Genomic DNA, 22,871 nt, shown 5'->3' on the forward strand with positions numbered 1-22,871 from the left:
TTGATTTGTATTAAGCCGGCTGATTACCGGTAGTTTCAATTATCAGGGCTGTCTGTGAAATGAGTCCCAACAGCTTGTTATTTTCGGGGTTAACCACTGCCACAGGCTTATCCGTTTCTGCAATGAAAGGCAGCATCTGTTCAACAGTTGTCTCAGGATATGCTACGGATACATCCCGGTGGATGGCTGCCTCAATAGTCTTATCGCCCCGTTTTTTTACTTCCAGCACTTCATGGAGATACACAAATCCCAGGAAATGCTTGTCTACCGTAACAGCGGGCAGGATATTCAGGCCGGTGGCGCGCATCTTACGCAGGCTGCCCTCCGGACCATCTTTACGGAACACTGCCATGGTTGGCTTGGTATCCATCAGTGAAGAAGCTGTGATAATAGATTTACGATCTACTTTCTCCACAAAGGAGGTCACGTAATCATTAGCCGGTGACGTGAGGATCTCTTCCGGGGTGCCTACCTGTATAACTTCTCCGTCTTTCATGATGGCAATGCGGTCGCCGAGACGGATAGCTTCGTCGAGATCATGCGTGATGAACACGATTGTTTTATGCATCTTCTCCTGGAGATCGAGCAGCTCATCCTGCATCTGTGTACGGATCAATGGATCGAGGGCAGAGAAAGCCTCATCCATCAGCAATACTTCCGGATCATTGGCCAGGGCCCGTGCCAGCCCAACGCGCTGTTGCATACCGCCTGATAATTCTGACGGCAGCATATGCCCGTAACCTTTCAGACCGACGAGATCAATTACGGTATTGGCTTTGGCCAGTCGTTCTTCCGCAGGTATGCCCTGTAGCTCAAGACCGAAGGCAACATTTTCCAGCACGCTGCGATGCGGCAACAGCGCGAATTTCTGAAAGACCATTGTTATTTCCTTGCGGCGCACCTGCTGCAATTCGTGTTCCTTCAATGCGGTGATGTTGGTACCGTTCAGGATCACATTACCCGCGGTAGGTTCTATCAAGCGGTTCAGGCACCGCAACAAGCTTGACTTTCCACTACCTGACAGTCCCATGATCACAAAAAACTCCCCTTTCTCTATTTCAAACGACGCTTCCTTTACCGCTACTGTACAGCCGGTCGCGCTCAGAATTTCTGCTTTGCCTTTTCCCTGCTTCAATAGCTGCAATGCGGTATGCTGCTCGCGGCCGAAGATGAGGGTAAGATCTTCAATTTTCAGTTTTGCCATAGATTGAATATGTTTTAAGCTGAAGCCTTCAGCTGTTAGAAATAGTAACCGATGTTGATGTTGAAGCGATGATGCCATTTTTCACCGGGCGTTCCTGCCGCCAGCGCGTCTGTCCATACGGGACCTAGCCAGGGCTGGTTCTTGCCGGAGGCCCAGTCGATATATGTGAATATGTGTCCGGCTGTAACCATGCAACCCAGTACGTTCATTTGTGTATCGTTGAAAGCGGCAACCGGCTTTTTCATATAGGAGTAATCGTTATAAAAAGTAAGCGTACTTACTGGTCCCCAGTGAACTGGCAGTGTGTACGACAGTGATGCCGTGTGCAGGAATGCTTCTGCTGCTACTTTATAAGAGGCGCCGTAAGCGGCCATATCAACATAGTTGTTGAACTGCGCAGAGTCGGCAGCGTTGTAACGGTAGTACATTGATTGCAGCTTGAGGTTCCATCTGCGGTGGTTCAGGTCTGCATGTAAAGCAGCGGCCCAGTGGCTTCCCATATTACCGGTGGGAATGTTATAAAGCCCGCCGAGCATAACGGAGGCGCCTATACTGCTGTTTTTGTGGAGGAAATATTCTGCACGGGCATTACCCTGATTTACCTCTTTGTTTCTTCCGGCCACATCATACGAATAGCGGCTGTGGCTTGTTTCAGATTTATCACCGAAGGTAAGCTCTTCCGCATTTTTATAGAAAGCAAGCTGGTATTGCCATTTGGGCTGCCTGCGAACAAACTTGATACCCATGTCATAATCATCTTCCTTACCGACATAGTATGGCAGATTAAAGAACCAGCTATGGGAATTGTATGTCTGATTACCAAAAGGCGCCTGGCTAAGGCCAATGTCGATGTGTGTACTATCGTTGAAGTTATATCGTACATAACCTTCCTTCAGCATACCGCCTCCGAAATCCTTAGAGTAGAAGCGGTATTCAGCATGCAGGGATAATTTTTTCCATGCGGCGTCCGCGTTGATACGGAACATATCAAAGCCGAAATCACCACCGCGTTTCACCTGTTCCTTTTTCCAGGAAGAGAGGTTGTAGTTAAAGCGCAGCGCGCCGCCGATATGGAGCGTTGGCTTATCTTTTCTGGTTTCAGTACTATCCTGTGCAACAACAAGCATACAAGGCAAGAGGAGCAGTAAGCATAGCAACAACCAATGCAATGACGTTTTAATCATAGACATCAATTATTTAATATGTTTAAGCTGATCTTATTCCAGGCGACATAGGGAATTTCTATGTGCATTGCTACTGCGTAAAACAGCGAGCCGGAACGGAAACCGGGCACGAAGCGGCCCGACAAATGATCAAATTACCAATAAATATTGGCTGTTATAGCGTATTGCATCGCGCTCGGAAGGCGCATTAAACAGCCGGAATTGCGTTAAGCACAGCGAAGGTACGAAAAAACCTGCGGGGGACCAAACGAAAATTAATTAAACAGGATCAAACAACTAAAGTGATGTATTTGTTATACAATTCTTGAAACCTCCAAAAAGCAATTATCATACTACATATTCTTCATCATTAAACCCTACAATTATGTCATTTGACTTATTAGAAAGTGCAAAAAACCTTTTTAACAACAATGTCATTAGTCAGGCTTCCTCACAATTGGGAGAGAGCGAGGGAGGAATACAGAAAGCCTTAGGTGGTATTATCCCGACCATTTTCGCCGGTTTGTTGAATAAAGCCGGATCGGGGAATGCGGGGGGATTGCTTGATATGATCAAAGGTGTGGCCGGAGATGCGAGTCCTTCTGCTATTACCGGTGCGTTGCAAAGTGGCGGCGGCGGCCTTCTTGCCAAAGGAGGAGATCTGCTTCGCCAGCTTTTTGGCGACAAAATTGGCAGCATTGCAGGCTCACTGGCATCATTTGCGGGCATTAAGGAATCGTCGGCCAATACATTGTTGCAAACCGCTGCCCCGGCTGCCCTGGGTGTTGCCGGCCAGCACGCAATACAGAACAATCTTTCCGCCGACGGCTTCGTTTCCTATCTGAATACACAGAAAGACAAGATCCTGGGCGCGATTCCGGGCGGTTTCAATCTGGCTGGTATCCTGGGTCTCGCCAGTCTGGGTGATCTGGGCAAAAAACTTGGCAACATTGCTTCGGGAATAGGTTCCGGTGCTGCCAATGCTGCCAACGCCACTGTCAATACCGTGAAACAGGGAGGCGGAAGCCGCTGGCTTTGGTCGCTCCTGCTGATACTCGTAGCCATTATCCTGCTGTGGTACCTGATGAAAGGTTGCGGCGGTGGTAAACACGACAATGCTGCTGCTACTGATAGCGTTACTACCAGCCAGCTGGCAGATTCAGTAAATATGAATGCCAATGGAAGCGCCAGCACTCCAACCACCACTACAGAAACACGGGAGAGCATCCAGGTAACACTGCCCGACGGCTCCGTGCTGCAGGCTTATAAAGGCGGTATTGAAGACCAGGTTGTGAACTTCCTCAAAGATGATACACGTAAGGCAGGTAAAGATGTGTGGTTTGATTTTGATAATCTCAATTTCAAAACAGGTAGTGCAGAACTGACGGAAGACAGCAAACAGCAGGTAGGCAATATTGCTGCAATCATGAAAGCGTTCCCGAAAGCGAAGATCAAGATCGGCGGCTACACTGACAGAACAGGCGACAGCACACTAAACCTGAAGCTCTCCGGACAGCGTGCCGAAGCAGTGGTGACAGCCCTCAAGAAACTGAACACAGATGTCAACCAGCTGCTGGGAGCGGAAGGTTATGGCTCTCAATTCGCCAAAGCTGCCGCCACCGCGCCGGATGAAGAACGTAAGAAAGACAGGCATATATCTGTAAGCATCAGGGAAAAATAATCCTACTCTTTCACCAGTACCAGCCTGTTGCGGTCTGATCTGTAGATGGTGTTGTAGAATTTTACCAGGTCCGCGAAGTCTGTTACAGGAAAGGTTCCCGCCTTATGCTCTATTTTCCTGATATAGCTGATGGTATTACCTTTCATCTCAGTAACAGCTGTATAAACGCCGAACTGATTTTTCAACGATACCGGCGCAGGCAGCGACTCCAGTCTGTAACCGGCTGGTACGGTGATTTTCACAGTATCAATATCCCTGTAGGCATGATTAAAGCGGATCGGCGATTTACGGGCGGTTTCCTCTTCCAGCCTGAGGCTGTTCCTGTTAAGAATGTTAGGCGCCACAAACATCCGTTTACCCGTTACCGTTGCGTAGTTATGCCCGTTGATTTCCAGTTGCTCTTCAATGGCAGGCTTAATCCCCGGCTCCTCTTTGTACTTATGGCTTACAATATCATAGCTGGCGAGGTCCAGTCCTTCTCTCAGTTCCTCCAGCTGTTTTTCTTCACTCAGTGTATGTAATCTCTCGTGCAGGCCATCCTGCTGCATACCCGTGCGCATCGTATGTGAGTTCACATGGATATTTCCGGCTTCGTCTATTGTGGCAGTAATGCTGGTCTGTTGCAGATTATAGTCCATATTGTAGTCAGGTGTACGTACCAGCTTGCTGGCAGCACTATCTATCACCAATACAGGCCTGTTGGCTGTGAAGGCGCTGAGATAGCCTACGGGCAGGGTATTGCTGGTACACTCCAGCCACATCGTGTCTTTGGCGCCGGGGATGCAGAGGATCTCATGATCGAATTGCGGGGAAGGAAAATCCTCCCGCAGGGATGTCACTCCATCTCCCGATTTTACCAGTACACAGTTCGATGAAATACCGGCTTCCTTCAACATAGCCATCATAAAATTAGATAAGGCCTTGCAGTCGCCGTAACCTTTAGCTGCCACCGTGGTTGCATCAAAGGTCTGCCAGCCGCCAATACCCAGCTGTATGCTGATATAGCGGTAGTTTTGCTGCATATATTTATACAGGCTGTTGATTTTATCTTCACGGGCAGGCAATGCATCTGTAAGCTGGTGTACTTTCTGCTTTATATTATCAGGTAATACATCCCTTCCCTGGTTCAGGTGGTAAATAAAGTTGCCAAAGTCTTTCCAGGTATTCATGCGGCCCTTATAGTCCTCTATTTCAAACTCCCCGGGGGCAAGGAATACAGAAGGTGTGCGTTTATAGAATTCTTCTGCGAACGCTTCTTTCTTCATGGCCGGTATGTCTTTTACCTGCCAGATATAAGTTTTAATACCTTTATCAGATGATGTGGCCGGCTCGCCGTTATACAGGTATGTATGATAACGCAGCTCAAAACCTGCGGGTGCAGTAACGGTGAGACTGCTTTGTTGTACGGTACAGTCATACTCTTCCTGCGGCACCCATACCGGTAACTGGTTGGTACAGTTGTAACGTATCTCCACCCGGTATTCTACGGTAAACGGATACACGCTGTGGAAGAAAGAGTGGAATTTCTTCCTGGTATCTGTCATGAGGCTACCGTTATCCACAGCGCTGAGATCTTTTACATCCGCTTGTTTCATACGCTTCACCTGTTTACCGTCTGCATCATACAAGATACCTTCTACAGACCTTATCTCACGCAGCTTACCATAGTATTCCAGCATGATGGCATCATCAGCGCCGGCGGCATCCAGCACAGTATATACATAGTGTTTGGTAACGCGTACATCACGCAGGTCCCGGATATCCACTGTATATTCCTCTGTTCTTTTTACCACATGCGCATTTTCCTTTAATGCAGCAGGAATAGCACAGACGGGATATACAGGATCGCCCGCTGATGCTGGTAAGCTGAAGGCTGTCAGTAATAAGATAGCAGTCGGTTGGAGGAATTTCATCATGCTTTACTTTTCTTTTTTAATACAATCTGTTCTGCCTGTTTCTTCACAATCAGGTCGAAAAACTCGCGCAGGGAGGCATATTCTTCCGGCTGGAAGTTAGCTTTGGTGAGCTTTACGCGACATCTCAACTGGATATGATCCTGCTGCTGTTGTATCAGGTACTGGAAGAGTCCTTCCTCTTCATTGTATTTTGCAATGGCTGGCTTAGGCATTTCATCCACCACATATCCTTCGGGAATTTCCAGGTTGAGAGAATATACTTCATCGTATACGGCCTCCATCTCCACCGGAAAACTACGTTCCATAGATTTGAAGGGGTTATGTTTATATGCTTCACCGAACAGAGGATTAATATAGAGTACATCACTATTGCCGGCGTTCAGTTTGAAGCTGTACTTCACCATCAGGGGGTTTCCCAGGTCAGTAAGTCCTTCGATTTCCTTTTCAGATAATGATATTTCACTGGTATATCCTTTTACAATCTTCTTAAAATATTCGTCCTGGCTTTTTTCTTTTATCTCCTGTCTTATCCTGTAAGATTCAAAGTAGGTAGGGCGTTGCTGGAAAGAGCCTTCTATGTTACCGTCTGCGATTTTACTGATAAATACGCTGGTAAATTTCTGTTCTTTCAGTGAATCGGTAGCCAGCGGCATTACCGTACCCTGTTCATCCACTACGCGGGCGTCGCCGTTATAGCAGCTGGCTGGCAGTCTGCCAAAGCCAAGCAGCGGACGTGAGGCATCCAGACGGGTTAGTTCACCATCTGTCATAACAGCGGCAATGGTGTAGTTGAAGCGGGAAAGCAGCGGGTAGTACGGGTATACGTAGCCGTTATCCCTCGTACTGAGGATAACGGGATAAGCTTCCAGTCCGGCTTTCTTCAGCATGGCAATCAGCAGCAGATTTATCTCCGCCACATTGCCGCTCTTACTGTTGAACAACGTTTTGAGCGTCCGGTCGCCTTCACACCACAGCGCAGTATGATCTGTACAGGTGTAATTGTCGCGCACCCAGACATAGATTTTTTCCGCTTTCTCTTTGTCTGATTTCGTATCCTTTGTCAGCTCTGATACTTTATCGCTGAGGAAGTTGTTGTTGTTGGTAAGTTGTTTTCCGAAACTTTCAGATTTCTGAAGGTCTTCCATCAGTTTGGCCCAGGTGGTTCTCACCGGTTTGGATGGCTGCCCTGGCCAGTTGTAGGCCGAGAGCTGAAATTCAATTTTTCGTGTATAGTTATCCGTTGTAGTGATAAAGCTTTCATCCCGGATAGGCGGAACATCTTTCAGCGCCCATTTGTAAGTGGTAATGCCGGGAGAAACAGAGAATATTTCTGATGTTTTTCCGTAGGCAGCTTCCTTCTCTCCTCTCAACGTAAAATGTCCGATAGACGATTCCTTTGTCTGTATCACAAATTTCTCATAGCCCTGGTTAATGAACACATAATCGAAATACTCCGGAATGGTAACCGTGTATTCACTCCAGAGTGCAGGATATTCTCCCTGGAATTCCCAGGAGCGCAGGTACTGGTAGTAAGGTGATGAAATAGTGTAGGTATACTCAATAATAGTACCTTCCTTCACTGCCGGTATGGCGAATTTTTTGGTGACGATATTCTTGCTTTGCTTATCTGTGAAGATACTCTTGCTGTCGATCTTCGTTTCCACGATCTCGCCATTTTCGAGGTTGTAGGCAGCAGCTTTTACGTTGGAAAGTTTTTCTTCCTCCGATCCGTCTTTATACAGCCAGACCTTAACAGTGGCAAGATCATAGCCATTCTTATCCACAATCTTTATCCTGCGGTGTACTTTGTAAACGAGGCGAAGTTCGGCGCCATCGCTTTCAAATGTTGATGATCCGATCGCGGAGAGCACAATAGCGTGAGCGCCGGTATCTTTTTCAAACCTGCCGAGTGCAAACTCAGACTTATCAATCTTACCAAATTTGATCTTGGTTCTGTCCTGGGCAAAAATGGTTACAAACAAACAGCCCAGAAGAAGGGTTAGCAATGCGCGCTTGCAATACATATTCATAAATGCATAGGGATTATATGCCGGTGCAAGATAGGGAAAATTTGAATTGTGTTACTTTTGCAGGATGAATCATACTGCATTTATCAAGCAGCTATCACGTGAGCTGGGCTTTGACTATTGCGGCATTGCGAAGGCGGTGCAGCTGGAGGACGATGCGCGCCGCCTGGAGACCTGGCTCAGCAAAGGGATGCATGGCACGATGCAGTACATGGAAAATCACTTCGACAAACGCATCGACCCCCGCAAACTGGTGGACGGCGCCCGCTCGGTGATCACGCTCCTTTTCAATTACTTCCCGGAAAAGCAGCAACAGCCGGATATGCCGAAAGTTGCCAAATACGCTTACGGTCATGATTATCATGAGGTGATCAGGGCCAGGCTGAAGACCATGCTGCAGCGGATGCAGGAGCAAATCGGCGAGGTGCAGGGCCGCGGTTTTGTAGACTCTGCGCCGGTGCTGGAACGCAGCTGGGCGCAGCGCAGCGGCCTTGGCTGGATTGGAAAGAACGGAAATATCATCCACAAAGGGGCCGGCTCCTTTTTCTTCATTGCCACCCTGATCACTGACCTGGAACTGGAATACGACGGTCCTGTGGGTGACTATTGCGGGTCCTGTACCCGTTGCCTGGATGCCTGCCCCACCGGCGCACTGGTGGCGCCTGGCGTAGTAGACGGCAGCCGCTGTATCTCTTATTTTACGATTGAGCTGAAAGACATGCTGATCCCGGATAAGATGAAAGGGCAGTTCGATAACTGGATGTTCGGCTGCGATACCTGCCAGGACGTATGCCCCTGGAACCGCTTCGCAAAAGCCCACCAGGAACCGGAGTTTACTCCAATCCCCGCCATCCTTAACTTTAATACGCAAGACTGGGAAGACCTTACCGAAGAGGCCTTTAAAAACATCTTCAGGCATTCTCCGATGAAGCGATCCAAATATGCCGGTATCCGGCGGAATCTGGAGTTCCTGAAGCCACGCTAACGTTTGGCAGTTAAACGCTGTTTGATGGCCCACTGCGTGAGATTCACAGCCGCTGCATAATTCCGGTATTCCGCCGGTAACCTTTTACCATCCGTATATTCATTATAAAACCAGGGGTCTCCTACGGCAAACACAGCGCCACGGCCAACGTGCGCTACGGCCATGATCACGTGCCCATCTGCTTCATACACCACCTGTGCCGGCGATTGGATGCTCAGGGAAGAAAGCTCCTTGATGTATACTTTTCCTGCATCCGGAAATATTTCATGCCCCGGCGGGATCACGAAAGCGCCCTGCTCCCAGTTACGCCCCTGTACACGGTTACGGCTATCGCCATTAAAATGGATACCGAATTTTTCACTGAGTATATTGAAGTGTGCGAAGTCTGCATTCAGCGAGTCATTTTCCAGCAACAACAATACCCCACCCGCTTTCACCCAGTTATAAATAGCCGTGGCGTCTGTTGTAGTCATATAATGCGGTGAGGGGGATTCTTTGTCTGTATCAGGATCTATAATGATGTAAATATCCGTATTACGAAGATTGACCGTGGTGGGGGCTTCGTGCAGGCTATCCCTTTTCAGGCCCAGTGAATCCATAATACCGCCCCATACAGAGAGGCCGCCACTGTCCTGTTCATCCCAGATATAGTGCCAACGCGCTGTAACACCGGCTTTATTGATACGGTGCTCATAGTTATAGTAGTAGTCCAATGTTGCTTTCAGACCTTTTGCTGTCTGCTGCGCCGCAGTGGATGTGAAGACACAGGATAGCATCAACAGGGTAATGATACGTGGCATATGCAGGGATTAAAGTAAAAAAATACATATTAAAATGCAGAGATCATAGCCGTGAACTTGTCGAGCTTTAAAATCAGCTGGCATGGCGGTTTTGCCTGGATTATGAAAATATTGTATGCTAAATACTTGCGAATAGGTTTAGCATCTCCTACTTTTGTACTAACTTAAGGGCGCATTTAATAACGCCCGGTTAAAATTGACTTATTCAGTTCGGAATATATATCACTGATTAACTTTTTATGGACCTGAGTGCCATAACGTGGAATTTTTAGAACAAAGGTCGAATTCTTTCGACCTTTCTCTTTTACTACTGATTTCACTATCTTTCACTACCAACCCAGCGATCGTCATGGAAACAAAAGTTCTGACCGCGCCGGGGCTTAATGGCTCCGGACCATTACATTGGCAAACGCTCTGGGAACAAACTATTCCCGGGACACAACGTATTACCATGCCAGACTGGGACGCACCTGTGTGTGCTGAATGGGTAGCTGCCATAGAACAAGCCGTGGCTGCAGCAGGGTCGCAGGTAGTGATTGCAGCGCACAGCCTTGGCTGCATAGCCCTGGTACACTGGGCACAGCAAACGAAGCTCCCGATTACCGGTGCCTTGCTGGTAGCGCCTGCTGACGCGGAGCGCCAGGGATTTCCAGCAGAAGCCCGTGGCTTCTCTCCTATCCCTATGCTTCCTTTATCTTTCAAAAGCATTATAGTTGCCAGTACCAACGATGAATACTGCACGATTGAACGGGCAGGCCACTTCGCTGGGAAATGGAACAGCCGCTTTGTGAACGCCGGGGCCAAAGGCCATATCAACGCCACTTCCGGGCTGAAGGACTGGCCGGAAGGACAAAAACTACTGAAAGAACTGGTGCAAAACTGGCCCACACTTTAAGAGATATTTCTGCCGCCATCCTGTTACCGGTATATTACCTTTATGTTAAGCCGCTATGAAGAAAAGTATATTAACATGATCTTTGCGGCCGGTTATAAAATCTGATCTACGTGAAATATCTACTGGCACTGTCAGGCTTGTTCCTGATTACTAACGCGAATGCACAAACGAAACCATACACACTGGCCAACGCCCACTCCCACAACGATTACGAGCGCAGCACGCCATTTTACCAGGCTGCCTCTTTACAATTTGGTTCCATTGAAGCAGACATTCATCTCAGAGATGGTGTAATTTATGTTGCACACGACGACCGGGATATTAAGCCCTTCCGCACCTTTAAGGAAATGTACCTGTTACCCGTAGTAAGACAGTTTGCGCTGTACAACGGCAAGGCATATGCCGACGGCGCTCCTATGCAGCTGTTGATAGATATTAAAACAGCAGGTGCTCCTACGCTCAGAGCTTTGCAGGAACTACTGCTGCCTTATCGTCAATATTTCGACAGAACGGTGAATCCGGATGCCGTTAAAATTGTGCTCTCCGGAAATGTACCGCCAACAGCCACCTGGCAGGATTACGATGCCATGTTCTTCTTTGACGGACGACCTGACAGCGTATATCCGGTAACGTTGAAGAGCCGTGTAGCCATGATCAGTGAAGATTTTCACAAGTACAGCAAATGGAACGGTAAAGGCACCCTGATCCCCACCGAACTGCAAAAGGTAACCGCCGCAGTAGACCGCGCCCATCAACAGGGCTTCCCCTTCCGCTTCTGGGGTACACCTTCAGCGAGAACCTGCTACTATAAACTGATGGACCTCGGCGTGGACTTCATCGGCACCGACACTCCCGCAGAACTGTATGACGTCATCCATAACACCGCTAAAACCACTGCCGGCAACCTGCCCGTGCATAAGATATATACACCGGAATACAAGGCAGACGCTACCAACGTGCGTTCTAAAAATGTGATCCTGCTGATCGGGGATGGTACTGGTCTCGCTGAAATGTTTGCCGGATACACCGTCAACAAAGGCGCACTCAATATATTCCAGATGAAGCAACTGGGATTGTCTAAAACCCAGTCGGTCGATAACTACCACACCGATTCCGCTGCTGGTGGCTCCGCTATGGGCACAGGCAGCAAGACCAATAACCGCGAAATAGGTATGGACAACACTTACGTTTCTATTCCTGTACTCCCGGAAGTGCTGGCCCCTAAAGGTATCCAGAGTGGTGTAGTAGTAACCGAAGAGATCACCGGCGCGACTCCCGCTTCGTTTTATGGCCATACCGAAGACCGCGACAACACACGCACGCTCGCACAGCAGCTACTGCAAAGCAAGCTGCAGCTCGCAGTTGGTGGCGGCAGGGCTGAAATAGAAAAAGATCTTGGCGATCAGCTTACCAAAGCCGGCGTACAACTGTACGACAACCTGGATACCTGGAACGCTGCTACGAAAAACCGCACCCTCGTAATCCTGCCGGATAACGTAGTTACTTCCATGCGCGACGGCCGTGGCGCTTATCTGAAGCAGGCCGTTAAAAAAGCGCTGCAGCAGCTCAATGCATCCGGCAAAGGGTTTTTCCTGATGATAGAAGGCTCCCGCATTGATCACGGCGGCCATATGAATGACCTGGACTACCTGGTGCGTGAGATGCTGGATTTTGATGAAGCTGTTGGCGAAGCACTGGAGTTTGCAGATAAAGACAAACAGACCACCGTTATTGTAACTGCTGATCATGAAACAGGCGGTCTTGCACTGATGGATGGCAACATAGCCAACGGCAGCCTGCGTGGCCACTTTGCCACCAACGACCATACAGGCATTCCCGTTATGGTGTTTGCTTATGGTCCCAACTCACAGCTTTTCAGGGGCGTATATGAGAATAATGAAATCTTCAGAAAGATATTGAAAGCATACGGACTGTAGTTTCTCGCAAAGAATGCAAAGGGAGCAAAGCCGCAAAGTTTTTTTAACTTTTGAAGATTAAGTTTGAGATCACATTATTTCCTGATACTCAAAATCAGTCTTAATCAAACTTAAAAAATCCTTCGCTGCTTTGCTCCCTTTGCATTCTTTGCGAGAAAACTACAATCGTACAAAGTTCAGAAACGCATGGAAGTTGGCGTTATATCTGCGCTTATCCAGTTTATAATAAAACGCGCCTCTCTTCGAATTAAGTTTATCTTTTTCCTTCTGTTTTAGTAAAAGTCCGGTGGATAAGACTTTGCGGCTGAAGTTACGTTTATCGAAAGTAACGTTGTACACTGCTTCGTATAACGTCTGTAACTGCGGGATGGTAAATTTCGCGGGCAGCAGCTCAAACAATACAGGGTGAATAGCCGCTTTGTAGCGGAGCTTCTCCAGCGCCATCTGTACCATACGGCTATGATCGAGTATGAGGGAAGGCACCTTGCTCAGTGGTATCCATTCTGCATGATATTCCGGGCGCAGGTTGAGCTCCGGTTGGCTGATGCTGACGAGTGAGAAGAAAGCCATTGACAGTGTGCGCTCCACCGGATCGCGGTCAGGCGCGCTGAAGCCGTGCAGTTGTTCCATGTACACATTATCCAGGCCGGTGAGCCGGTACAATACATTAGCAGCGGCTTCTTCGAGGCTTTCGCTGGGCTGCACAAAACCACCCATCAGGCTCCATTTGTTCCTGAGTGGCTCAAAGCCCCGTTTGATAAGCAACAGCTTGAGTTCCTGCCCGTCGAAGCCGAATATAATACAATCCACAGCCACCAGCATTCTCGACTGCCCGGAGTATCGTTTCATACGAGTAAGGTTTAAATAGTTGCTCAATTTAGGCTACGCTGCGGATATTTGAAAATATATCCCGCTTAGCGGAACAGTAGTTGCAGTGCGGGGTCCGTGTAATCGTGGATGAACATCCGGATATTGTTATACCCATTGAACTCCTCGCGCGTATGCATAGTAGTAACTGCTACTGCCTCCATACCGGCGTTCAGTGCAGCTTCCACCCCTTTGGGTGCGTCTTCAAACACAATGCAATCCTGTGGTGATACACCAAGTGCAGCAGCGCATTTCAGAAATACTTCCGGATCTGGCTTGCTGTGTATTACATCTTCAGCGCCTATTATCGTCTTAAAATAGTGACGCAGGTTCAAATTATCCAGCACAAAGCTGATATTGAAATCGTTGGCAGCAGAGCCGATAGCCATCGGGATACCGGTATACGCTGCCTGCTGCAAAAATTCCGGCAGGCCGCTGATCAGCTGCAGATGCGGGCGGAAGGCCTCCTGATAAAGCACTTCCTTCTCATGCGCAATGTCGTCCATCTGTTGCATAGTGAAATGATCTTTACCAAATACGCGCATCAGCAGTTCTTCATTCTTGCCGTACATATGCCCTCTTACTTCTTCCCTGCTGAGGCCAGCCCCTAGCCTGGTCAGCATATTGAACCATCCTTCCAGGTGATATTCCATGTCGTTGATCATGGTTCCGTTCATGTCGAATAAAAACGCTTTCATGCTGCGAAGATAGTCAAAACAGCTTTTAGCTTTTAGCATTCAGGTACTTCTGCTAAGTGCCAGGCGCCAATCACTAAACAGAGATGATCTGCGTTGATTGGTATTAAATCATTATATTTGATTGGTTACAATGATTGTCACTATGAAAGTTACTGGCCGTATGAATATTCCGGAAGATGTGATTGTTGTGTTTAATGACCGGAGTACACTATTTATGAATGTTTACCCGTCAGGAATTGCGTATAGTCATTCACGTTAATACCAACCCAACCGGGAAGTAAATTAATTGCTGACATTTTAATTCTATCGACGTGACCTGGGAACGTAAAGCATTGCATTTTATCAATCAGACGAGCAGATGGGACAGAGATAAGCACATATCATCCTTTCTCTCCTTCAGCATCAAGCTCGCCAAGAACCTGCTGGATGCGGATATCGCCTTCCAGACCGATATTGAGAGTGAGACCACTGCCAGGGTAAGGAATGCAACCCCTGCATACCTGAATGATTATATACTGGAACCAGGCCCTTTGCGGGAGCTGGCGTTCAGGCATGCTTACAAGAATATCTACTGGCCGGAGATACCTCCGCCTCAGCTGCATCCCTTTGAAGGGCAGCTGGAGGGACACAGCTCTGCCGTGGTTATTCCGTTGAATGTAGAACCAGGCAATAGCCTTATTGTACTGGGCTGGAGCAACCCGCAAACCTTTGAAGCGCCCCAGCGGGAGTTCGTGGAAACTATCCGGCTCCGACTGAAGGAGATACTCCTGCAAACACAACAACAGCTCTATTTTCAGGGCGTAGCCATGCGCTTTGCCGCTATGTTGCATACCATGCCGCATGCCGTGATTTTTACCAACAACGACGGGCATTCCGGTTGGGTGAATCAACGGGCCGCCGATATGCTGCACCTTACAGGTCCCGGGGAACAGCTTCCCTCCATCCTCTCAGACGCCCTCACCAGCTTCCGCAGCAGGGCACTCAATGAACAGGATATTTATACAGAATCCATCCGGCTCTTTACCACAGCCGATGACAGCATCGCCAACTGGGAATGGCAGATGCCGGAAAAGGTCATCCGCGTATCTAGTCTCCCTGTTATAACACAACAGATTAATGGCCGGTTATGGATCTTTGAATCGTAGATTTTCCATTTCCCGAAAAAATATTTGGTTAATAAACACTGTTTAGTAAATTTGCACTGTAAACATTCTTTACATGGGGATCGCAGAAAGAAAAGAAAGAGAGAAGGCCGACATGCGCAGGCGTATAGTAGATGCAGCCATTAAGATGTTCGTAGAGGAAGGTTATGAGAAAATATCGATCAGGAATATTGCAGAAAAGATAGAATATAGTCCGGCTACTATTTATCTCTATTATAAAGACAAGGATGAATTGTTGCATGATATGCAGGGAGAGGCTTTCATAGCGTTAGGAGTGATGTTTGAGCAAAAGCTCACCGCCCGTGACCCACTGAAGCGTCTGGAGCAACTGATGCAGTTGTACCTGCAGTTCGCATTCGATCAGCCGGAGTTGTACGACCTGATGTTCATTATCAAAGCGCCGATGAACACGCTGAAGGAGTCTGAAGACTGGATGAATGGCCTTGCCTGCTACCGCTTCCTGGAAGAAATCATGGAGGAGTGCGTCACTCAGAAACTGATCCGCATGCATGATGTAAGACTGGCCACATTATCTGCCTGGGCGCATGCACATGGGTTCGTAAGTCTTTACCTGCGGTGCAGACTTAAGATCTCCGGATTTGACGAAGCTGACATTCCGAAGGTGATTGAGAAAGCATTGAAGGACTACCTCAAACTGCTCAGAGCATAGTCACAAAAAGCCCGTAACGGCTTTTTTTAATCATCCTTATTAAACACCGTTCATTATATAAACAACGACAACATAAAAGCCGACCGGCTTTATTTTTTTCGACCTTAATAAACACTGTTCATTATGTCAACGTTCATCATCAAAAAAGCGTTGTTAATACCCTTGCTATGCCTGGGACTCAGCGCTGCTGCGCAGGAGAATGTGCTGGATCAGTACATACAACAGGCGTTCAGCAATAACAAGGGATTAAAAGATCAGCACTTCCAGCTGGAGAAGTCCATGTATGCATTGCAGGAAGCCAAAAGTCTCTTCGGCCCCAATGTAGCTTTCCTGGCTAGTTACACCAGGTCGTCCGGCGGCCGTACTATTGACATGCCACTGGGCGATATGCTGAACCCCGCATATAAAACCCTGAACCAGCTTACCGGACGTCATGATTTTCCGCAACTGGAGAACACTTCCTTCCAGCTGAACCCGGATAATTTCTATGACGCCAAATTCAGGGCCAGCCTGCCTTTGATTAATGCGGAGATCTATTATAACGAGAAGATAAAACGGGAACAGATCACCCGCCAGCAGGCCGCCCTCAACGTATACAAACGGCAGCTGGTACAGGACATCAAAACGGCGTACTATCAGTTCTACCAGGCATCCCAGTCAGTAGCTATCTACAACAATGCCATGGCACTGATCAACGAAAACATCCGTATCAATGAAAGTATGGTGCGTAACGGGTTGCGTAACAACACCGCCCTTTACCGCTCCCAGACTGAAAAAGAAAAGACTGACGCTGATATCAGCAAGGCCATGAATGAACAACGCAATGCAAAGGCTTACTTCAATTTCCTGCTGAACCGGGACCTGAATGAAAACATCACCCTGGACAGCGCATTACTGATCGTACCGCAACTGGCTACAGGTGGTGACATCAATGGGCGCGAAGAGCTGCAGCAATATAAAAGCGCAGCCAATGCCTACCGGTTAAACGAACAATTGCAGCGTTCCTATCTCATACCTAAACTAAGCACTTTCATAGATCTCGGCTCACAGGCAACCGGCGCGCGGTTCGATAATCAGTCGCGCTACTACCTCTGGGGCGTCAACCTGGAATGGACACTATTCTCCTACCGCAAGAATACCTACCGCATAAAACAGGCAGGCATTGATCTTCAGGCTATTACCAATGAAACGGAAAAAACCGCAGATGCATTACGGTTACAGCTGTACGAAGCTGTCAACAACTACCAGACAGCCATCCGCAACTTCAGTACAGCCCAAAGCCAGTTATCATTCTCCGAACGCTACTACCGCGATCAGCTGAAAGTCTACAAGGAAGGACAGCTGCTCTACATCGAACTGCTGGACGCACAGAACCAGCTTACACAATCCAGATTACGCATCGCCGTTACACAGGCCTCCGTACAAACCGCTTATGCTGCCGTTGAACGTGCACAGGCTTCTTACAATATCAACACTAACAACTAAATAAAGTCTCTCATGAAACATACAGCCTTGCTTCTTCCCCTCACCCTGTTATTGTTCTCCTGCGGCAGCAAGCCTCAGCAGGAAGGCATCGACAGTACTTCCATCATCCCTGTGAAGGTGATGCCACTGGCCAGACAGGGCGGCGCCCTTTCCATCACAGCTTCCGGGCAGTTTACCACAGACGATGAAGTAAACCTCTCGTTCAAAACAAACGGTATCATCAACAACATACTGGTAAAAGAAGGCGATCCCGTACATACCGGTCAGCTGCTGGCTACGCTCAACCTCACCGAAATAGATGCACAGGTGCAGCAGGCACAGCTTGGCTTTGAGAAAGCGCAGCGTGACTATCAGCGCACGCTGAACCTGCATAAAGACAGCGTAGCCACACTTGAGCAGCTGCAGAACAGCAAGACAGCGCTGGATATCGCAAAACAACAACTCAGCACCGTGCAGTTCAACCGCAGCTATTCCGCCATCAGGGCTACACAAGACGGTTACGTACTGCGCAAGCTGGCCAATGCCGGCCAGTTCGTCAACGCCGGAGCATCTGTATTACAGATCAATGGCGCCCGCAATGCACACTGGCTGCTTCGTATAGGCGTGAGCGATAAAGAATGGGCAGAAGTAAAAGCAGGCGACAAAGCAACTGTTGAAACCACTTCCCTTCCCGGCGAAACACTCCCGGCTACAGTGGTACGTAAATCAGAAGGCGTGGACGCACAAAGCGGAACATTCATGATTGATGTACAGCTACAGGGGCCTAAACCCGCAGCCATCGCCACAGGCATGTTCGGCCGCTGTCGTATTACCAGCGGCAATACCAGCGGCAACGGGGCCTGGAGCATCCCCTATGAAGCACTGCTGGACGGCAATGGCAGCACCGGTTATGTATTCATTACCAACGACAACAAAACCGCACAGCGCATACCCGTTACCATCGCCGGCATGGAAAAAGACCAGGTACTGATCAGCCAGGGCATGGAACAAGCCAGGGCGCTCATTATCTCCGGCAGCGCCTACCTGAAAGATCAATCCTCTATCCGTATCATTCAATAACAACTACTGCCATGAAAATATCCGGTTATGCCATCAAAAACTACCAGTTCACACTGGTGATATTCCTGATGATCATCGCGCTGGGCGTTACCACTATTCTGAACATGCCCCGCTCCGAAGATCCGGAAATGCGCGCCCCGCAGTTCAACGTAGTGGTGATATACCCTGGCACCAGTCCCAAAGACATGGAAGACCTGGTAGTAGATCCGCTGGAGAAGGAAATATACGCCCTCGACGATATACAGCGCGTGCGCACCAACATCAGCGACGGCGTAGCCGTAATGCGTGTGGAATACAAATACAGCTCCAACGTAGACAACAAATACCAGGAGCTGGTGCGTGAAGTAAACAACAAAAAGAAAGACCTTCCCTCCGACATTTACAGCATCGAAATAAAGAAGACAGAACCTTCTGATGTGAATGTATTACAAGTGGCACTGATCTCTGAAAATGCTTCCAGGGATAAACTCCGCTACTATGCTGATAAATTGCAGGACAACCTGGAGAAAGTACCCAGCCTGAAAAACGTGAAGATACACGGCCTTCCTGAGCAACAGGTGCGCGTGGAATTGCTGCTCGATAAAATGGCGCAGCTTCATCTGCCCGTTAACGTTGTAACCAGCGCCATACAAAGTGAGATGGCCAATATCCCCGGCGGCAGCATAGACGCAGGCCAAAAGAGTTTCAACATCAAAACCAGCGGTAATTACCAATCCATCAGTGAAATCGGTAACACCATCGTTACCGCTGTCAACGGCAAAAATATCTTCCTGAAAGATGTAGCCACCGTGTACTATGGCTTTGAAGATGAAAAGTATTTTACCCGCCTGAACGGACACCGGAGTGTGAGTGTATCCGCAGCGCAAAAAGCCGGTGAGAACATCAGCAAAACACAGACCGCCTACAAACCGGTGATAGAGAAATTCAAAAAGACATTGCCTGCAAACATTGACATGGTGCAGTATTTCGATCAGGCCAATGCGGTGAACAAGCGGCTGGGATCACTGGGTAAAGACTTCATCATCGCCATCCTGCTGGTAGCTATCACGCTGCTTCCGCTGGGACAACGCCCTGCGTTGATCGTGATGATCTCTATCCCATTATCGCTTGCCATTGGCGTGGTACTGTTGCAGTTCTTCGGTTATAACCTCAACCAACTGAGCATTGTAGGGCTGGTAGTAGCACTCGGCTTGCTGGTAGACGACAGCATCGTGGTGATAGAGAACATAGAGCGATGGATGCTGGAAGGGCACAGCCGAATGGAAGCTACACTGAAGGCTACTTCGCAGATAGGCATGGCCGTAGTAGGATGTACCGCTACATTGATCATTGCCTTCATGCCACTGGTGTTTATGCCGGAAGGCAGCGGCGATTTTATCCGCAGTATGCCGCTGGCCGTCATATTCAGCGTACTGGCATCTATGGCGGTATCGCTGACTATTATCCCCTTCCTGGCCAGCCGCCTGCTGAAAGAGCACAGCAATCCTGAAGGTAACATCTTCATGCGCGCGCTCAAAAGATTGATACATGGCAGCTATGCAAAACTGCTGGACAAAGCGCTGAACCGTCCGGTACTCACAATTATCGCGGCATCTGCCATCTTTGCCGCATCGCTGGGCATCTTTAAGATAATAGGTTTCACCCTGTTTCCTGCATCAGAGAAACCCCAGTTTCTTATCAATGTGATAGCACCCCCGCAATCCAACCTGAACTACACCAATGCGATTGTGTTGCAGCTGGAGAAAGAACTCCAGCAGGAGAAGAGCATCAGGTATTATGCCAGCAATATTGGCAAAGGCAATCCCCGTATCTATTACAACGAGGTTCCGGAAAATGAGCACAGTGACTATGCACAGATATTTGTTCAGCTGGATGAGCATACCAGCCCGGATGATAAACTGGCGTTGATTGAGTCGCTGCGTAAAAAATGGACGCCCTATCCCGGCGCCAAAGTCGAAGTCAAGAATTTTGAACAAGGGCCGCCTATCGTTGCTCCGGTGGAAGTACGTGTGTTTGGCGACAACCTGGATACCTTACGCATGCTTGCGGGTAATGTGGAAAAGATGCTGGAAAAGACAACGGGCACCATCTACACCAACAACCCGGTAAGCAATCAGAAAACAGATGTACGAGTGCATATAGATCGTGAAAAGGCACAGCAACTGGGTATTCCCACAGCCAATATCGACAGGGCCGTTCGCCTGGCCGTAGCCGGTATAAACCTCGGAAAGTACAATGATAATAATGACAACGACTATGACATTCTACTTACAAAATCCAAAACCGGGAAACCTACGCTGGATGTATTCCGTGACCTGTATGTGAATAACAGCCAGGGAACAGCGATACCGCTGTCGCAGGTAGCTGATCTCCGCCTGGAAACATCCCCGCTAAGTATTCGCCATCAGGAAAAGAACCGCACGGTGGCAGTAAGCGCCTTTGTAAAGAAAGGATTCCTGCCGGACAAAGTGATAGGAGACGTCATCAAACAGATGGATGCCATGAAACTTCCTGCCGGATACACGTATGAGATGGGAGGAGAAATTGAAAGCAGGGAACAGTCGTTCGGTGGTTTCCAGACTATCATCATTGCAACAATATTCCTTTTCATTGCAGTATTGGTACTGGAATTCAAGACCTTCAAAAGCACGCTGATTGTATTGTCTGTGATTCCGCTGGGTATTGTGGGCGCGGCTGTGGCGCTGTGGCTGACCGGTAATCCGCTATCCTTCATCGCTATCATCGGGTTGATTGCACTGGCAGGTATTGAAGTGAAGAATACGATCCTCCTGGTAGATTTCACTAACCAGCTGCGGGCGCAGGGTAAATCACTCGAAGCGGCTATACGTGAAGCCGGTGAAGTGCGCTTTCTCCCTATCGTGCTCACATCCCTTACAGCTATTGGTGGGTTAATACCTATCGCTATATCATCCAATCCGATGATTGCGCCATTGGCAATAGTATTGATCGGCGGCCTTATCAGCTCTACCCTGCTATCACGTATTGTAACCCCAATCGTGTATAAGCTGATCCCGCCTGCCGTTGCTGTAGATAAGAAGACTACGCACCATGAAGTTAGGAGTCATGCCGAAATGATAATGTAGTTGTTTCACGCAAATGTGCAAAGATGAACAAAGAGCGCAAAGGGCCATTTTAAGTTAAATAAGACTGTTTTGTGATACCAATAGTATTTACGGGCTATAAAACAGTTCTTTGCTGGCTTAAAATGGCCCTTTGCGCTCTTTGTTCATCTTTGCACCTTTGCGTGAAAAATTTTACCTAAATTGCGCCAAATCCATTTCCTCTGAAAATTTGATTTATGAAAAAAACCATCCTGGCATTTACCGCCATGCTTTTGACAGTATGTGTTAGTGTGCAGTCATCACAGGCACAATTGAAAAGGTTTAGCATCGGACCTTATCTCGAAGCAGCCTTTCCTACAGGCGACTTCAGTAAAACCCACAAGCCCGGTGGCGGCATTGGCCTTGGCGCTGATGTGAAACTGATAGCTGGTCTTACAGCAGTAGGCTCTGTAGGTTTTATGTATATGAAAGGTAAGGATGTTTCTTCTGTAAAAGCCATCCCCGTTCGTCTGGGTCTGCGGTACACGCTTGTTTCTATCCTGTATGTAAAAGCAGAAGGTGGTACCGTTAATTTCCTCGGTGATTACAACAATGGTACCGGCGCCTTGTTCGCTCCGGGTATCGGTATCCGTTTACTCGGACTTGATGTGGAAGGTAAATATGAAGCCTGGTTCAAAGATGGCACCCACGGCTTCTGGGGCCTGAAGGCTGGATATAATTTTTAAGGTCTAAGACTTTAGCAGTTAGCTTTTATTAATAAAAGCTAACTGCCTTTCTATCAGAAAAAAGTTGCCGTCCACGTTCTCTCAAATGTTTCCGCCGGCGCCAGCCTGTTGATCCCTTCTTTCTCTTCTAACTTACCGGTCGCCGCTACACTGTCTGCAATACCACACCATGGCTCAATGCAAACAAAATCTGCATCTTTGGCGGCCCATATGCCCATATAGGGGAATCCTTCAAACGCCAATGTGAGTCCATGCGACGTATGATTACTTCTGATGCTGATCGCTGTAGACTGCAGTTGCTTGAACACAAGCGCATCTTCATAAAAAAGCGATTTCTTCAGCGGCAATTCCTGTGTATGTTGCAGTAGCGGAATAGTAGTGAGTTCTATTTGTCCGCCAGGTGAAAGTGGATACCTGCCTGCATTTTCTTCTTTATTAAAGTGGAGATAATAATCTTCATACGTAGTGCCATTTATCAGCGGTACTTTAAACGCCGGGTGCCCGCCCACTGAG

Annotated in this window: 18 protein-coding genes; 10 read left to right on the forward strand and 8 right to left on the reverse strand. The window is 48.2% G+C overall.

Features of this window, described 5'->3' with window-relative positions:
- Positions 1-10: 10 nt before the first annotated feature.
- Both VM802_RS26210 and VM802_RS26215 read right to left on the reverse strand, forming a co-directional pair.
- Positions 11-1,204 carry a quaternary amine ABC transporter ATP-binding protein gene (locus tag VM802_RS26210; RefSeq protein WP_325536299.1) on the reverse strand — a complete coding sequence of 398 codons (1,194 nt, stop codon included), beginning with the start codon at positions 1,202-1,204 and terminating at the stop codon, positions 11-13.
- Between the two features lie 35 nt (positions 1,205-1,239).
- Entirely contained in the window at positions 1,240-2,388 is a 1,149-nt protein-coding gene (locus VM802_RS26215; RefSeq protein WP_325536301.1) for a hypothetical protein, read from the reverse strand.
- Between the two features lie 364 nt (positions 2,389-2,752).
- Between VM802_RS26215 and VM802_RS26220 the strand changes: the two genes are divergently transcribed.
- Positions 2,753-4,048, forward strand: coding sequence for an OmpA family protein (locus VM802_RS26220; protein WP_325536303.1), 1,296 nt, complete (start codon positions 2,753-2,755; stop codon positions 4,046-4,048).
- Positions 4,049-4,050: 2 nt separating this feature from the next.
- Here VM802_RS26220 and VM802_RS26225 read toward each other — a convergent pair whose 3' ends face one another.
- Together VM802_RS26225 and VM802_RS26230 are read right to left on the reverse strand one after the other, a co-directional pair.
- Positions 4,051-5,964, reverse strand: a complete 1,914-nt coding sequence (locus VM802_RS26225) for a DUF3857 domain-containing transglutaminase family protein (RefSeq protein ID WP_325536305.1) — start codon at positions 5,962-5,964, stop codon at positions 4,051-4,053.
- Positions 5,961-7,994: a transglutaminase family protein gene (locus VM802_RS26230; protein ID WP_325536306.1), complete on the reverse strand. Its 2,034-nt coding sequence runs from the start codon at positions 7,992-7,994 to the stop codon at positions 5,961-5,963. The genes VM802_RS26225 and VM802_RS26230 overlap by 4 nt, the downstream gene beginning before the upstream one ends.
- Before the next feature lie 64 nt (positions 7,995-8,058).
- On the opposite strand from VM802_RS26230, the gene queG reads away from it, so the two are divergent.
- Positions 8,059-8,976: a tRNA epoxyqueuosine(34) reductase QueG gene (queG, locus tag VM802_RS26235; protein WP_325536308.1), complete on the forward strand. Its 918-nt coding sequence runs from the start codon at positions 8,059-8,061 to the stop codon at positions 8,974-8,976.
- Here the strand turns inward: queG and VM802_RS26240 are convergent.
- Positions 8,973-9,776, reverse strand: coding sequence for a DUF4350 domain-containing protein (locus VM802_RS26240; protein WP_325536310.1), 804 nt, complete (start codon positions 9,774-9,776; stop codon positions 8,973-8,975). The genes queG and VM802_RS26240 overlap by 4 nt on opposite strands.
- Before the next feature lie 349 nt (positions 9,777-10,125).
- Between VM802_RS26240 and VM802_RS26245 the strand changes: the two genes are divergently transcribed.
- Together VM802_RS26245 and VM802_RS26250 are read left to right on the forward strand one after the other, a co-directional pair.
- On the forward strand, positions 10,126-10,671 hold the full coding sequence (locus tag VM802_RS26245) for an RBBP9/YdeN family alpha/beta hydrolase (RefSeq protein WP_325536312.1): 546 nt from the start codon (positions 10,126-10,128) through the stop codon (positions 10,669-10,671).
- A gap of 110 nt (positions 10,672-10,781) precedes the next feature.
- A complete protein-coding gene (locus VM802_RS26250) occupies positions 10,782-12,608 on the forward strand; it encodes an alkaline phosphatase (RefSeq protein ID WP_325536314.1) in 1,827 nt (608 codons plus the stop codon).
- A 159-nt stretch (positions 12,609-12,767) separates the two neighbouring features.
- Here VM802_RS26250 and VM802_RS26255 read toward each other — a convergent pair whose 3' ends face one another.
- Positions 12,768-13,457: an NUDIX hydrolase gene (locus tag VM802_RS26255; RefSeq protein ID WP_325536316.1), complete on the reverse strand. Its 690-nt coding sequence runs from the start codon at positions 13,455-13,457 to the stop codon at positions 12,768-12,770.
- A 65-nt stretch (positions 13,458-13,522) separates the two neighbouring features.
- The gene (locus VM802_RS26260) at positions 13,523-14,173 is read right to left on the reverse strand and encodes an HAD family hydrolase (protein WP_325536318.1); all 651 of its coding nucleotides are present in this window, start codon (positions 14,171-14,173) and stop codon (positions 13,523-13,525) included.
- A 311-nt stretch (positions 14,174-14,484) separates the two neighbouring features.
- On the opposite strand from VM802_RS26260, the gene VM802_RS26265 reads away from it, so the two are divergent.
- From VM802_RS26265 to VM802_RS26290, 6 genes are all read left to right on the forward strand, one after another.
- Complete coding sequence (locus VM802_RS26265) at positions 14,485-15,318, forward strand: hypothetical protein (RefSeq protein ID WP_325536320.1); 834 nt, start codon at positions 14,485-14,487, stop codon at positions 15,316-15,318.
- 73 nt (positions 15,319-15,391) lie between these two features.
- Complete coding sequence (locus tag VM802_RS26270; protein ID WP_325536322.1) at positions 15,392-16,006, forward strand: TetR/AcrR family transcriptional regulator; 615 nt, start codon at positions 15,392-15,394, stop codon at positions 16,004-16,006.
- Between the two features lie 123 nt (positions 16,007-16,129).
- The gene (locus VM802_RS26275) at positions 16,130-17,491 is read left to right on the forward strand and encodes a TolC family protein (protein WP_325536324.1); all 1,362 of its coding nucleotides are present in this window, start codon (positions 16,130-16,132) and stop codon (positions 17,489-17,491) included.
- Between the two features lie 12 nt (positions 17,492-17,503).
- Positions 17,504-18,550 (forward strand): efflux RND transporter periplasmic adaptor subunit, encoded by a 1,047-nt coding sequence (locus tag VM802_RS26280; RefSeq protein WP_325536326.1) that lies wholly within the window; start codon positions 17,504-17,506, stop codon positions 18,548-18,550.
- Between the two features lie 11 nt (positions 18,551-18,561).
- Positions 18,562-21,654, forward strand: a complete 3,093-nt coding sequence (locus tag VM802_RS26285; RefSeq protein ID WP_325536328.1) for an efflux RND transporter permease subunit — start codon at positions 18,562-18,564, stop codon at positions 21,652-21,654.
- Positions 21,655-21,869: 215 nt separating this feature from the next.
- Positions 21,870-22,358, forward strand: coding sequence for a hypothetical protein (locus tag VM802_RS26290; RefSeq protein ID WP_325536330.1), 489 nt, complete (start codon positions 21,870-21,872; stop codon positions 22,356-22,358).
- 53 nt (positions 22,359-22,411) lie between these two features.
- On the opposite strand, the gene VM802_RS26295 is transcribed toward VM802_RS26290, so the two are convergent.
- The coding region (locus VM802_RS26295; RefSeq protein ID WP_524537103.1) for an aldose epimerase family protein at positions 22,412-22,871 on the reverse strand (460 nt) is incomplete at its 5' end.

This window comes from Chitinophaga sp., assembly GCF_035538455.1.
In the GTDB taxonomy this organism is placed as follows: domain Bacteria; phylum Bacteroidota; class Bacteroidia; order Chitinophagales; family Chitinophagaceae; genus Chitinophaga.

Bases quoted from the DNA above. Each gene is read 5' to 3' on its own strand.
- VM802_RS26285 (WP_325536328.1), top strand. From the start codon at position 18,562: ATGAAAATATCCGGTTATGCCATCAAAAACTACCAGTTCACACTGGTG.
- VM802_RS26225 (WP_325536305.1), bottom strand. From the start codon at position 5,964: ATGATGAAATTCCTCCAACCGACTGCTATCTTATTACTGACAGCCTTC.
- VM802_RS26245 (WP_325536312.1), top strand. From the start codon at position 10,126: ATGGAAACAAAAGTTCTGACCGCGCCGGGGCTTAATGGCTCCGGACCA.
- VM802_RS26240 (WP_325536310.1), bottom strand. From the start codon at position 9,776: ATGCCACGTATCATTACCCTGTTGATGCTATCCTGTGTCTTCACATCC.
- VM802_RS26275 (WP_325536324.1), top strand. From the start codon at position 16,130: ATGTCAACGTTCATCATCAAAAAAGCGTTGTTAATACCCTTGCTATGC.
- VM802_RS26255 (WP_325536316.1), bottom strand. From the start codon at position 13,457: ATGAAACGATACTCCGGGCAGTCGAGAATGCTGGTGGCTGTGGATTGT.
- VM802_RS26230 (WP_325536306.1), bottom strand. From the start codon at position 7,994: ATGAATATGTATTGCAAGCGCGCATTGCTAACCCTTCTTCTGGGCTGT.
- VM802_RS26215 (WP_325536301.1), bottom strand. From the start codon at position 2,388: ATGATTAAAACGTCATTGCATTGGTTGTTGCTATGCTTACTGCTCCTC.
- VM802_RS26210 (WP_325536299.1), bottom strand. From the start codon at position 1,204: ATGGCAAAACTGAAAATTGAAGATCTTACCCTCATCTTCGGCCGCGAG.
- VM802_RS26260 (WP_325536318.1), bottom strand. From the start codon at position 14,173: ATGAAAGCGTTTTTATTCGACATGAACGGAACCATGATCAACGACATG.
- VM802_RS26280 (WP_325536326.1), top strand. From the start codon at position 17,504: ATGAAACATACAGCCTTGCTTCTTCCCCTCACCCTGTTATTGTTCTCC.
- VM802_RS26270 (WP_325536322.1), top strand. From the start codon at position 15,392: ATGGGGATCGCAGAAAGAAAAGAAAGAGAGAAGGCCGACATGCGCAGG.
- VM802_RS26220 (WP_325536303.1), top strand. From the start codon at position 2,753: ATGTCATTTGACTTATTAGAAAGTGCAAAAAACCTTTTTAACAACAAT.
- queG (WP_325536308.1), top strand. From the start codon at position 8,059: ATGAATCATACTGCATTTATCAAGCAGCTATCACGTGAGCTGGGCTTT.
- VM802_RS26290 (WP_325536330.1), top strand. From the start codon at position 21,870: ATGAAAAAAACCATCCTGGCATTTACCGCCATGCTTTTGACAGTATGT.